Below are 11,604 nucleotides of genomic sequence, written 5' to 3'. Positions count from 1 at the left end.
GGCGCCGGAACTGGATTCTTCGGCGCCGCCGTGTGCATGCAATTGGCCCGTCATTTGCCGGCACCGAGTGCGGTCATTTGGGCGCTCGATGGGGCTGGCACTCATCCGCGGCTCCAGCTTTATTTGCCAGCTTCACCGCTCCCGTTCCCGAGCCCCGGCGCGGTACTCGTCAAGCAAAATATGTGCACTCATCATGAGCACCCATATGGGCAACACGATCAGGTGCCAGCTCGTGAAATAGCTGCCGAAGAGAAGGACGGCGGCAAGTATGTATCCCATGATGGCCATCCATCTGGGAGCGATATCCGTGAAAACCACCGCGGTCGAGCTCGCTATCAGGAAAACCGCGGCGAGCTTGAGGGCGTAGACATTTACCAGTGTATAGATGGTGGCGCGGGCAAAGACGAAGGTCTTCGTCGAGATCAGGTCGTCAGGCGCCGTGGAACTGGCCAGAAGCAACGCGCCGATGAGCGCCGCAGCCACAAAGATGATGGCAAGGAATAGGAGTCCGCTGCCGAGAAAGACCGTAGCGAAGAACCGATCCTCCTGCGCGCCGAGGCGGTCTCGCAAGACGCCGATGAACCATAGAAACGCGACACCTGCGAATGGCACGAGGTTCAATGCGACCGCAATGGACCCGCGATCGACCAGAAGCCACGCGCCCGGCTCCAGTGGGTCTGCAGGCACGGCATTCCGGAGCAGCGAGAATATGATCAGCAGAAGGACGGAGAAAATGATGCCCGCGATTGCGGTCGCCCTGGGTGTGCGCAGCTTTGGACGGGTGACATCCTTCGGTTGGGTCATGCCCGCACCTCCCTGTCTTCGGGCCAATCGCAGCTCGAACCACAAGCGCTCGTTAGCGTCCTTCCGGGACACCATCCAATCCCTTGAAATCATTAGACTACCCAATCTTGGGGGAGTCCATGCGTCGTACGGCAGGGAGCGTAGGGCGTCCCCGGATCGCCGCGGCGGGGAAATTTGCCGCCTTCCGCAGCGCGCAAAATCGGATGGCACCGCGCGCAGGATCAGATGATACTATTTTGTTTCTTGTTTCGTACCAATTTTAGGCGTTAGCTGAAGACCTTCGGTGGCTGGAGGGGCCAATGTGGAAGACGAGGACCACACCCTTCTGATGGTCATGTACGAGTCTTGGCGCCGACATCAGGTTTCCATGACAACCGTGGAAGATCTGAGCAAGCGAATGCGTGACCTCGGCTTCTCCACGGATGTAAAGGAAAGCTTGGCGCGTCTTGTCGCCGAACATTTCGTAGACCAGCATGGCGTGTGGATCATGCTCACGGAGAAGGGCCTGGTGAAAGGCTTGCGCATCGACGGCCTTTAGCGGTCGATGCGGGATCATTGATCCTGGTTGAGATGTTGCGCGGCCTCTATACCCTTGGCGGTTAGCACGAGGTTCCCGAACGGGGACTCTACCAAAAACCCTCTCTTCACGAGCTGATCGAGCGCATCGCTGCGGCTTGCGGCGACCATGGACGTCGACAATAGCTCGCGGCGGGAGACCACGGCGATGCCATGGTGCTGAAGAAGGCGATAGATCGCGCCAAGTAACTCGTGTTCGCCATCCGTGAGCATCGTTTTCCCTTGAGGCGCTCGTTTTATATGTGCTCCTACTAACGTAACGTCCCGGAAGGTCCTTGGTGCCGCTTGTACAAGGGGTTTTAACGCGGTCTCGAAATCGGCCACTCGCTCCATCAGGCGTTCTTGGGCGCAGGCATGCCCAGCGCACCATGACGCGTTCGCGGCCGGCACCTGAGTTCCGCACGATAGGAGCGCTGTAATCGGGAAAGATGCCCGCCGGCGGCGGCATGTTGCCGGCGCTGCCCACCATCACCCCGCGCCAGCCGGCGGGCGCCGGTCGGGAAGGATGATCGGACTTCCCCTTGGCAGGCGCACCGCTGGTCCGCGACAGGGCAGCGCTCAGCGGGCGCGACCGGCCAACTTTTCGCGAAGCTGCTCGTCCTGTGCAGCGAGTTCCGGAGTGAGGGCTTCGCCGAAGTCGGCGGCCTCGAACACCGGGCGGATTTCGATCTCGCTCGGGCCCGGCATCGGGTTGGGGCAGCGCTTCACCCACTCGACCGCTTCGGCCATGTCCTTGACCTCCCAGAGCCAGAAACCGGCGATCAGCTCCTTGGTCTCGGCGAAAGGCCCATCGATGACGGTGCGGCCCGGCCCGCCGAAAGCGATCCGCTTGCCCTTGGCGGACGGGTGCAGGCCCTCGCCTGACAGCATGATGCCGGCGTTGACCAGTTCCTCGTTGTATTTGCCCATGGCCTCGAAAAGCTCTGTCGAGGGCATCACGCCCGCTTCGCTGTCCTTCGTGGCCTTCACCAGAACTATCACGCGCATCGTCCTGTCTCTCCCATGACGCGGAGGCCGCACAAGGGCCCCCACATCCAGACGAACGGTAGAGCAAGGAATCGACAGGCTGCCAAAGATTTTTGTCGGCCATGATAGAGCAAGGCGCCTATCGGAGTGGATTCCGCCGGCGGCGCATCCTCCTTGGCGGGCCCTTCGCCACGACGCTTGATTTTGCGGGCCGAAGGTTCAGCAGGCACACACTGAAAACCCATATGCGCCAGGGCGCCGCGGTGGCCGGACGTTGTTCAGGCGCCACACCGAACGCTGCGATCGTCAGATCGCATTGAGGCCGGTTCGCGCCGCGAGCTTTTCGGCATCTTCCTTCCGCTCGCTATAGCGGCTCGTGAGATAATGGCCGTGGTCGCGCGTCAGCAGTGTGAACTTGATGAGTTCCTCCATGACGTCCACCACCCGGTCGTAATAAGGCGAGGGCTTCATCCGCCCGGCCGCGTCGAATTCCTGGAACGCCTTCGCCACCGAGGACTGGTTGGGGATGGTGACCATGCGCATCCAGCGGCCGAGCACGCGCAGGGCGTTCACGGCATTGAAGGATTGCGAGCCGCCGCAGACCTGCATCACCGCGAGTGTGCGCCCCTGGGTCGGGCGCACCGATCCGACCTCCAGCGGTATCCAGTCGATCTGGCTCTTGAAGACGCCGGTGACGGCGCCGTGCCGCTCCGGGCTGCACCACACCTGGCCCTCGGACCAGGCCGAGAGCGCACGAAGCTCCTGCACCTTCGGATGGTCGGCCGGAACACTGTCCGGCATCGGCAGGCCGCGCGGGTCGAAAATGCGGGTCTCGGCGCCCATTCGCGTCAGCAGCCGCGCCGCCTCCTCGACCAGTAGCCGGCTATAGGAGCGCTCCCGCAGCGAACCATAGAGCAGCAGGATGCGCGGCGGATGCGTCGACGGCGCGCGGCCCGCCAGCTTGCCGTGGTCGGGAAGGTCGAAATGTTGCGCGTCGAGCGCGGGAAATAGCTCATCGCTGGAGATCTGATCGCTGGACATGGCAAACCTGGACAGGTTGGGCGGCGCGGCGGGACAGGATTGCTGCGGACCAGAAGCTCACCGCGAGCACGAGCGTGCCGGCGATGAGCGTGAGGAGCACGGCGTCATAGGAACCCGTCGCGGACCAAAGGGCCGCCATTCCAAGCGGGGCGATGGCGCGGCTGACGGAGGACGGCGCCGAGAGGGCGCCGTTCACCGAGCCATAGGCCTGCCGCGTCAGCATCTCCGGCACCGAAAGCCCGCGCACGATGGTCATGATGCCATTGGCCGAGCCATAGAGAGCAGCCACGATGGCGATGAGCGTGAAGCTCGGCGGCAATTCCGCCAGCATCAGCAGCGCCACCGGGAACACGAGCATGATGGCGGAGCCGATGATCCGGACGGATGCGCGCGGCGCCAACACCCATATCACCACGCGCCCGGCCACCTGGGCGGGGCCTATGATCGCCATCGCGGCGACCACGGCAGCGCTGTCGAGACCGCGCTCGGTGAGCAGCGGATAAAGATGGAAGGTGAAGGCGGAGAAGGTCGCGGAATAGGCGGTGAAGGCGATGGCAAGCGCCCAGAACACCGGCTGCCGCATCGCCCAGCGGACCACCGAGCCGGTTGTCCGAGAAGCATCCTGGGAGCTGGCGTGCCCCTCTGCCGGGTGGTCGAGCCCCGGATTGATGACGCCGGCATAGAGGCCCGCGCACAGCACGAGATTGATCGCGCCGAGCACCATCAGCGTGTCGCGCCAGCCGTACCGGTCGAGCAGCAGCTGGACCAGCGGGATGAAGACGGTGGAGGCGAAGCCGCCCCACAAGGTCAGCGCGGTGATGCCGGAACGCGCGTGCCCGGCCCCGGTGCGCCGCGCCACCACGGCGAAGGCGGGCTCGTAGAGCGTCGCCGCCTGCAGCGCGCCAATGCCCGCCGCGCAGAGGTAGAAGACGAGGACCCCGGACACCTGGGACCAGGCGAACAGCAGCACGCCGGCCAGCACCGAGCCTGTGGCCATCACCAGGCGCCCATGCCCCCTGTCGATCGCCGCACCGACCGGATAGGCGGCCAGGCCGGCAAGGGCGAGCCCGAGCGTCGCCGCCCCGTAAAGCTCGGTCTTCGACCAGCCGAGATCGTGGCGCATCGCCTCGGCGATCAGCGGAAAGCTGTAATAGAGCGACCCCCACGAGCAGATCTGCCCGATGCCGAGACCAGTGATGAAAGGGCTGCGGGGACTTGGCGGCCTGACAGTGGAAGGCTGCTGGACAAGAATGCCGTCGCTCACGCCGTTCTCCCACGGCCGAAGGGTGAGGCGGCATCGGCAAGCGCCCGCTTCATCAGAGGAGCGTTATGAGCATCAATGGATTGACGATCGATGTATCTAGGCAAACAAAAAATGTCAGGAACAGCAGTCGGACGGCGCCGCATCGGTGCTCACCAGCTTTTCGGAATCGATCAGGAAGCGCGTCACGTCCATCCACGCCTCGACCGCCACCTTGAAAGCCTCGCGGCCCTTCTCGGTCAGCGTGTAGACCTTGCGCTCGCGTCCGGAGACCACTTCGGTTTCCGAGGTGACATAGCCGCCTTCCTCGAACTCACGCAGCACCGGATAGATGGTGCCCTCGGTCGGCGAGCAGCAGCCGTTCGTCGTCCGCTCGACCATCCGTGCCACGTCATAGCCGTGCATCGGCTTCTGGTGCAGCACCCGCAGGATGAAGAACTTGGAAAGACTCATCTTGATCGTGCCGTTCCAATAGGCCCGGCTCAGGAAGTCGGGAACCGGCTTGGCAACGGCGATGGGCAGCGCTGATCTCGACATGCCACAACGCTATGCCTCGATCCTCAATATGTCAATGATCAAGGTATAGGTAGGGTCAGTGCACGCGTTGCCCGTCGGCACCGATCACCGCCTCGCCGTCCTCCTTCGCGAACGGCCCCTTTTGCGGCAGCGGCAGGATGTCCAGCACGACCTCGGACGGGCGGGATAGCCGCACGCCCCAGGTGGTGAACACGAACGGCCGGTTGATCAGGATCGGGTGAGCCAGCATGGCGTCGAGCAATTGCTCGTCGGACAGCGTGGGATCGTCGAGCCCGAGTTCGGCATAGGGCGTGTCCTTCTGGCGGATCGCTTCGCGCACCGTCAGCCCGGCGGCGGCGACGGCGGAAACGATTTCCTCCCGCGTCGGCGGCGCCTTCAGATATTCGACGATGGTGGGTTCGATCCCGGCATTGCGGATCAGCGCCAGCGTGTTGCGCGAGGTCCCGCAATCGGGATTGTGCCAGATGGTGATGTGTGACGCCTCGGTCATGGCTGTATCCTTTCAAGTCTGATGAAGGCTCGGCCGAGCTTCGCCGGAATCCGTCCGCTGATGATCGGCGAATTTCTGATGCTGGAGCTATTCGGCCGGCTGGGCGGCGCGCAAGGGCGATGCCATGGCGGCCGGAAACAGGAAGGCGGCAGCCAATGCGCCGACCGCTGCTCCAATGAGCTGCGCCACCACGAAGCCCGGCACGTCGCCAATGGCGATACCGGCAAAGGTCGTGGTGAAGCCGCGGGCGAGCGTCACCGCCGGATTGGCAAAGCTGGTAGAAGCGGTGAACCAATAGGCGGCGGTGATGACAAGGCCGACCAGCCAGGGTACCGCAGCCTTGGCATGGCGCACGCCGCCGAGAATGGTCAGCACCAGGGCAAAGGTGGCGACGGCTTCGGCGAACCATTGCGAAGGGCCCGTTCGCGGCTTGACCCCGATCATCAAGGGCGCGAGGTCGAACATGAGATGTGCCACCACGGTGCCGGCGACGCCGCCAATGCATTGCGCGATAATGTAGGGTGCAACCTCGCCCCACGGCATTTCCCGGCGGGCGGCAAAGACCAGGCTCACCGCCGGATTGAAATGCGCGCCCGAGACCGGGCCGAGAATGGTGATGAGCACCACTAGGATCGCCCCGGTCGGGATGGTGTTCCCGAGTAGCGCGATGGCGACATTCCCGCCGGCCAGTCGTTCGGCCATGATTCCGGAGCCGACCACCGTCGCGACCAGAATGCCCGTGCCGAGCGCCTCGGAGAATAGTCGTCGGGATAAGCAGAGCAATTCGGTCGACATCAGGCGGCCGATGCAGGCGAACCCGCACCTCCCGCGTTGCCGATGGCGTCCAACCGCTTCCGCAAGGCGAGCATGTCCAACGCCGATGATGGAACGCGCCGAATTCCCGGTGCACAGGAACAGCACGTTCAACAGTCTCTCCTCGGTCATGTCCGTCTCCTCAGGCCGCGGCCCGCCCGTTGAGTGTCAGTTCCGTCGCGCCTTCCATCTCACCGATGCCGGCGAGACGCTCCTTCAGCGCGGCCAGGCCGAGCTGTTCGATCGGCAGGTTCACGAAGGCGGAGATGCGCGCCGTCAGGCGTCGGTAGGTTTCCAGGAAAGCGGCCCGCTGCTCGGCCTCGGTGCCGCCGACCCGAGCGGGATCCGGCAGGCCCCAGTGCGCTTGCAGCGGATGGCCTGGCCAACTCGGGCACGCTTCGCCCACCGCGGCGTCGCAAACCGTTATGACGAAATCCATCGGTGGGGCGCCCGCTGCTCCGAACTCGCGCCAGCTCTTCGAGCGGAGTTCGCTTGCGTCATAGCCGAGCGATCGCAGCAGGCTGACCGCCATGGGATGCGGCGCCTTGCCCGGCTTGCTGCCGGCAGAGAACGCGCGGAAGCGGCCGCGGCCCTCCCGGTTCAAGACCGCCTCGGCGATGACGGATCGCGCCGAATTGCCCGAACACACCAGCAATACGTTGTATTGCCGGTCGTTCGCCGACGCCGGCCGCAATTGAGGAAAGGCGGGATCGGCGGCCAGCCTGGCGTTGACGCCCATCCCCGCGATCAGCTGCGAGAAGATGCGCGCAGGCCGCACCGTGTTCGCTGCATAGATGATGGAGCGCCCTTCGCGCCGCGCGCTCACCAACTCGGCACGCTCCAGGTGCGACAGGTGCGTCGACATGGTGTTGTGCGGCACGGCCAGCAGGCGGGCGATGTCGCCCGCCGGCAGCCCATATGGCGTGTAGCGAACCAGAAGACGGTAGGTCTCGAAGCGCGTCGACTGCGCCAGCGCGTCAAAGATCCGGGTCACGTCTTCCGAAGAAAGCCTCGTCTCGTCCATCATGCCTCGCAGGTCGTGGTGGGATAGGGTCGACATTCGATGACCGCGGCTCAAGCTCCACTCTTGAGTTGCCTCGCCCAGTATTCCTTGATCTGGTCAACAAGCGTGTCCGGCAATGGCACATAGCCCAGATCCGACGCGTATTTCTTGCCGTCGCCGAGAGCGAAGCGGAAGAATTCGAGCGCAGTTCGACTACGCTGGGGCGCCTTTGGCACCTTGTACATCAGAATGAAAGTGGTCGCGGCGATGGGATAGGCATCCTCTGCCGCCGAATCGTTGATGATGACGTAGAAATCCCTGGCCTTCGTCCAGTCGAAACTCAGGGCTGCCGCCTGGAAGGAGGCTGCGCTCGGGACGATGAACTTGCCGGCGCGGTTCTGCACCAGGCCATAGGCGAGCTTCGCCTGGACCACATAAGTGAATTCCACATAACCGATCGCGTTCTTGACCTGTCGGACTTCGGTCGCGACACCTTCATTGCCGCGCGCGCCTGTGCCGGTCGGCCATGCGACCGAGCTGCCTTCCCCCACCGTGGCCTTCCACTCCGGGCTGGCCTTGGCGAGATAGGACACGAAGTTGAAGGTCGTGCCGGAGCCGTCGCTGCGTTCAATGACGGCGATCTTGGCATCCGGCAGCGGCAGATCCGGATTGATCGCCTTGATGGCGGGATCGGACCATGTGGTGATCTTGCCGAGATAGATGTCGGCGAGGACCGCGCCGGTGAAGCGAATCTGACCCGGCCCGATGCCTGCAATATTGACGATCGGGACCACGCCGCCGAACACGATTGGGAACTGGCCGAGGCCGAGCCGCTCAAGCTCCTCCGGCTTCAACGGCTTATCCGTCGCGCCGAAATCGACGGCACCGTCCTTGATGAGGCTGATGCCACCCGAAGATCCAATCGACTGATAGCCAACAATGTTTTGGGTCGATTGGCGAAATATGTCCGCCCATTTCCACACGATCGGATAGGCGAAGGTGGACCCGGCGCCTCGGACTTCCTCCGCTCGGGCGGCGGAGGCGGTCCAGGACAGGCCCATCACGAGCGTTGCAGCGATAAGGGTGGAAAGGCGTTTCACGACTCGCTCCCTTGCTTGTCTCGCCCGCCATTGGTCGGCGCGCGCTGATCTAGACAATTATCTATGTCGAGAGGTCTCGACATGTCGATAGCTTTGCTGCGCAAGCCGGCGTATTTCGCGGGCCGTGAGTTGTATTTTCCGAGGGCACTCGACATAGAAAACCCGAAGTCCCAGAACGCGCTCATGCATGGCCGGCGGAACACGATGATGGAATTCAGGAAGGCTGTGTTGATCAACGATACGTCGACCAAGGCGCACCTGGGTTGCCGTGTCGTGGTAGCCCAAATCGCCGCGCTCGCTGCACGGGCGGGCATGAGAATTACAGCGACGTCTTCTGTTCATGCCGACTGGCGTACCGATCAGGCCTTTATCGAAACGATGCGCAATTCCGATATCGTTATCGTCAACGGCGAGGGTACGTTGCATGACTCGAGTAGGCAGGCAAAAGCGCTGGCGGCGGTCGGGCCATATTGCCGGTCAGCGGGTATTCCCAGCGTCCTCATCAACACGGTCTTTGAAAGAAACGACACCGACACGGCGGACGCTTGCAGATCGTTCGATTTGATATTTGTAAGGGAAACACGGAGCGCAGGACACGCGTCTCACATGGGCTTGAACGTCAACGTCGTGCCTGATTTGACGCTCTCAAGCGACGTCATGAAGAACTACAGATCCTACGTTGCAGGCTCAACATTCGTCGTAACCGACAATGCCAACGCCGAGGTCGGTAGAATTGCAACGGAATATGCTTTGGAGCGCGACGACGTCCGCTTTATGAATATGAACACATCCGAGGCGAGGAATCCATTTCTTGAAGTAAACCTTCGCCCAGATCTGGTGCTGATGGCCAATGGCCTGACGGCAGAGCCTGCGCCACCCAAGCACCCCGAAAAAGTTGCCTACAAGGCGTGGCGGAAAGCGCTGCTGAAATCACACATGCGTCGACGTGCAAATATGATCATCGATCTCACGAGATATCGACCGTCCTCCGAAATTCTCGACATGGTCGCGCGCGCCAAAGGCGTAGTCGCAGGACGTTTTCACGCCTCATGCATGTCCATGCTCGCCGGCACACCTTTCGCCGCATTGACATCCAACACATCCAAGACCGAGGGAATGCTGGCCGACGCCGGGATGTCGCATATATTGGCCACCGACCCCAGACAGGCCTTTGATGTTATTTCGCGCTGGAAAGAAGCCGATGATGCGGCTGTAGAAATATACATCAGACGCGCCAGGAACGACGCTTCAGCAATGTTCGCTGAAATAAGAGCGATCAGCTGATAGCTCGATGAGGCTTCCTCTGCCGTGGGCAATGCCATGTATCGATTAAGCCTGCCCACGGGCTGGCGTGATGAAGATTGATGATCACTGCATCCCAGCTAATTTTTGTGGGAATCTTACGTGCGATCCCCTTTTCCGGGTAATCGACCTGTTTTCGTTGAATAGCGCTATGCGATAGCCAGTTCCAACACTGCGCATCCGCGCCTGCCAGGCGCGAGGCTTCCAATTCATCCAGGCAACTGTCGCGGTGGCGCCGGTATTCAAGCGAATTTCCCCAGGTCAGGCATTTCTGAACCACCGATGTGCAGCGTTCGCGTTCCCGCCGCCAAAAATGGGTCAACAACCCTTCGCGCTTGCCGCTCGTCCTACGGCCGGGATCAAGCGCTCGCGAGAAATGGCCCGCCGCCACCAACGACCCGCCTTCAACAGGCGCCGCCCAACCGCTCGGTAGGCAAGTGCTTTGATGGCAATTTCGATCACGGGCGGCCCAGAACATAGCCGATATTCAGGGAATTACATTCGCTTTACTAGTCAAACGGGACAGTACTACTGTATATAACCTAGCCATACGTTCATGATTGCATCAGTCGCTACCGGCAAGCGAGGGCGGCTGTTCGATTTCTCGCTCGCGTTCCTGCACACTTACGTTACGGAAAAATGAAGTTGCAGCTGCAAAACATACCATTTATGGGTGTGAGGTGACGGGCAAATCGCACAGCCCGGATGATCGCTTAAGACGAGAAACATGAACGCCTGGATTGTGAGCGAACCAAAAATTGGGACCCTCTCGCAATGCGTGGCGGTCGCGAGGCACTTTGATTCCTCTCCTGCTGAGAAGATGGTCATTCCTCGCAGGGGCATTCTCAGGCTTCTCGATCCGCCGATCTTCCGACGGTCCGAATGCAAGCCCGATTTCATCGTCTCCTGCGGCTTCCGCGCCGAGAAGCGCGTCATCAAGATGAAGCGCAGCTATGGCGACGCGCCCCTTGCCGTTCATCTGCAGCGGCCGCGAATCGAGGGGTACGACATCGTCTTCGTCTCCCGTCACGGATGGCGGCCGGAGTTCGATGACCGGGAAGATTATCATCGGATGCTCGGCGTGCCGCATCGGTTCAGCGCGGACTTCTGGGCGAGCCGGCGTCCCGCTGCGCGGCGGATCTATGCGCCGGACGGCGAGAGGCTGGTCACGGTGCTCATCGGCGGGTCGAACGGGGCCTATGCCTACGATGCCGCTTCGCATCGGATCATTGCCGCGGCGGTGGACGAACTGGTGCATCAGGGCTGGTCGGTGGTGATATCGGTTTCCCGCCGCTCCAACGACAAAACGCTGGAGGCGCTCGGCAAGCTGCGCTCGCGCAAGGTGGTGGTGTGGGATCGGGTCAGCGAGAACCCGTATCTGGATTATCTTGCCGCCGCGGATGCATTCCTGATCGCCAAGGATTCCGTCACCATGCCCTGCGAGGCGCTGTCGACCGGGCGGCCGGTCTACGCGCTCGACGTCACCCACATTCCCGGTGAGCGGCTGGAGGTATTCGAGTTTTACCACCGCGACCTTCAGCAGACCCTGCGGCTGACGAGGCCATTCGAAGGTCGCCTGGATGCTTATGACTACGAGCCGCCGCGCGAGACCGAGAGGATAGTGGGCATCATCGACCAACGCCTGCGAGCCCGCCGCGCCCGTCTCGGCCAGGAATAGCTGCAAACGGGGCGCCGGCCCGAGCAGGATGTG

14 protein-coding genes are annotated in these 11,604 nt (G+C 62.3%); 3 read left to right on the top strand and 11 right to left on the bottom strand.

Annotation, left to right across the window (positions count from 1 at the left end; genetic code table 11):
- Nucleotides 1-132: 132 nt before the first annotated feature.
- A complete protein-coding gene (locus G3545_RS19905; protein ID WP_170014987.1) occupies nucleotides 133-804 on the bottom strand; it encodes a hypothetical protein in 672 nt (223 codons plus the stop codon).
- A 301-nt stretch (nucleotides 805-1,105) separates the two neighbouring features.
- On the opposite strand from G3545_RS19905, the gene G3545_RS19900 reads away from it, so the two are divergent.
- Nucleotides 1,106-1,342, top strand: a complete 237-nt coding sequence (locus G3545_RS19900) for a hypothetical protein (RefSeq protein ID WP_170014986.1) — start codon at nucleotides 1,106-1,108, stop codon at nucleotides 1,340-1,342.
- A 14-nt stretch (nucleotides 1,343-1,356) separates the two neighbouring features.
- Here the strand turns inward: G3545_RS19900 and G3545_RS19895 are convergent, their stop codons facing one another.
- The 9 genes from G3545_RS19895 to pstS form a co-directional block, all read right to left on the bottom strand.
- Nucleotides 1,357-1,593, bottom strand: a complete 237-nt coding sequence (locus tag G3545_RS19895; RefSeq protein ID WP_170014985.1) for a hypothetical protein — start codon at nucleotides 1,591-1,593, stop codon at nucleotides 1,357-1,359.
- A gap of 345 nt (nucleotides 1,594-1,938) precedes the next feature.
- Nucleotides 1,939-2,367 carry a YciI family protein gene (locus G3545_RS19890; protein ID WP_170014984.1) on the bottom strand — a complete coding sequence of 143 codons (429 nt, stop codon included), beginning with the start codon at nucleotides 2,365-2,367 and terminating at the stop codon, nucleotides 1,939-1,941.
- Between the two features lie 285 nt (nucleotides 2,368-2,652).
- A complete protein-coding gene (arsH, locus tag G3545_RS19885) occupies nucleotides 2,653-3,387 on the bottom strand; it encodes an arsenical resistance protein ArsH (protein WP_170014983.1) in 735 nt (244 codons plus the stop codon).
- On the bottom strand, nucleotides 3,359-4,651 hold the full coding sequence (locus tag G3545_RS19880) for an MFS transporter (protein ID WP_170014982.1): 1,293 nt from the start codon (nucleotides 4,649-4,651) through the stop codon (nucleotides 3,359-3,361). The genes arsH and G3545_RS19880 overlap by 29 nt, the downstream gene beginning before the upstream one ends.
- Nucleotides 4,652-4,765: 114 nt before the next feature.
- Nucleotides 4,766-5,185: a PadR family transcriptional regulator gene (locus tag G3545_RS19875; RefSeq protein WP_246702489.1), complete on the bottom strand. Its 420-nt coding sequence runs from the start codon at nucleotides 5,183-5,185 to the stop codon at nucleotides 4,766-4,768.
- Between the two features lie 55 nt (nucleotides 5,186-5,240).
- Complete coding sequence (arsC, locus tag G3545_RS19870; protein WP_170014981.1) at nucleotides 5,241-5,675, bottom strand: arsenate reductase (glutaredoxin); 435 nt, start codon at nucleotides 5,673-5,675, stop codon at nucleotides 5,241-5,243.
- Between the two features lie 87 nt (nucleotides 5,676-5,762).
- Entirely contained in the window at nucleotides 5,763-6,470 is a 708-nt protein-coding gene (locus G3545_RS19865) for an MIP/aquaporin family protein (protein ID WP_170018174.1), read from the bottom strand.
- A gap of 160 nt (nucleotides 6,471-6,630) precedes the next feature.
- Nucleotides 6,631-7,512, bottom strand: coding sequence for a helix-turn-helix domain-containing protein (locus tag G3545_RS19855; RefSeq protein ID WP_170014980.1), 882 nt, complete (start codon nucleotides 7,510-7,512; stop codon nucleotides 6,631-6,633).
- A 50-nt stretch (nucleotides 7,513-7,562) separates the two neighbouring features.
- Nucleotides 7,563-8,591 carry a phosphate ABC transporter substrate-binding protein PstS gene (gene pstS / locus G3545_RS19850; RefSeq protein WP_170014979.1) on the bottom strand — a complete coding sequence of 343 codons (1,029 nt, stop codon included), beginning with the start codon at nucleotides 8,589-8,591 and terminating at the stop codon, nucleotides 7,563-7,565.
- Between the two features lie 81 nt (nucleotides 8,592-8,672).
- Between pstS and G3545_RS19845 the strand changes: the two genes are divergently transcribed.
- Nucleotides 8,673-9,875 (top strand): polysaccharide pyruvyl transferase family protein, encoded by a 1,203-nt coding sequence (locus G3545_RS19845; protein ID WP_170014978.1) that lies wholly within the window; start codon nucleotides 8,673-8,675, stop codon nucleotides 9,873-9,875.
- Here G3545_RS19845 and G3545_RS19840 read toward each other — a convergent pair.
- Nucleotides 9,868-10,371 carry a hypothetical protein gene (locus G3545_RS19840; RefSeq protein WP_170014977.1) on the bottom strand — a complete coding sequence of 168 codons (504 nt, stop codon included), beginning with the start codon at nucleotides 10,369-10,371 and terminating at the stop codon, nucleotides 9,868-9,870. The two genes, G3545_RS19845 and G3545_RS19840, sit on opposite strands and share 8 nt — an antisense overlap.
- Before the next feature lie 249 nt (nucleotides 10,372-10,620).
- Between G3545_RS19840 and G3545_RS19835 the strand changes: the two genes are divergently transcribed.
- Nucleotides 10,621-11,571: an ELM1/GtrOC1 family putative glycosyltransferase gene (locus G3545_RS19835; protein ID WP_170014976.1), complete on the top strand. Its 951-nt coding sequence runs from the start codon at nucleotides 10,621-10,623 to the stop codon at nucleotides 11,569-11,571.
- Nucleotides 11,572-11,604: the final 33 nt, after the last annotated feature.

The sequence above is a fragment of the Starkeya sp. ORNL1 genome, from assembly GCF_012971745.1.
Classification (GTDB): Bacteria; Pseudomonadota; Alphaproteobacteria; order Rhizobiales; family Xanthobacteraceae; genus Ancylobacter.
The sequence above is the reverse complement of the archived record's forward strand: the minus strand, read 5'-3'. Positions and strand labels throughout refer to the sequence as shown.

Coding starts and splice junctions, on each gene's coding strand:
- G3545_RS19905 (WP_170014987.1), bottom strand. CDS start 804: ATGACCCAACCGAAGGATGTCACCCGTCCAAAGCTGCGCACACCCAGG.
- G3545_RS19895 (WP_170014985.1), bottom strand. CDS start 1,593: ATGCTCACGGATGGCGAACACGAGTTACTTGGCGCGATCTATCGCCTT.
- G3545_RS19890 (WP_170014984.1), bottom strand. CDS start 2,367: ATGCGCGTGATAGTTCTGGTGAAGGCCACGAAGGACAGCGAAGCGGGC.
- arsH (WP_170014983.1), bottom strand. CDS start 3,387: ATGTCCAGCGATCAGATCTCCAGCGATGAGCTATTTCCCGCGCTCGAC.
- G3545_RS19875 (WP_246702489.1), bottom strand. CDS start 5,185: ATGTCGAGATCAGCGCTGCCCATCGCCGTTGCCAAGCCGGTTCCCGAC.
- arsC (WP_170014981.1), bottom strand. CDS start 5,675: ATGACCGAGGCGTCACACATCACCATCTGGCACAATCCCGATTGCGGG.
- G3545_RS19865 (WP_170018174.1), bottom strand. CDS start 6,470: ATGTCGACCGAATTGCTCTGCTTATCCCGACGACTATTCTCCGAGGCG.
- G3545_RS19855 (WP_170014980.1), bottom strand. CDS start 7,512: ATGGACGAGACGAGGCTTTCTTCGGAAGACGTGACCCGGATCTTTGAC.
- G3545_RS19845 (WP_170014978.1), top strand. CDS start 8,673: ATGTCGATAGCTTTGCTGCGCAAGCCGGCGTATTTCGCGGGCCGTGAG.
- G3545_RS19840 (WP_170014977.1), bottom strand. CDS start 10,371: ATGTTCTGGGCCGCCCGTGATCGAAATTGCCATCAAAGCACTTGCCTA.
- G3545_RS19835 (WP_170014976.1), top strand. CDS start 10,621: ATGAACGCCTGGATTGTGAGCGAACCAAAAATTGGGACCCTCTCGCAA.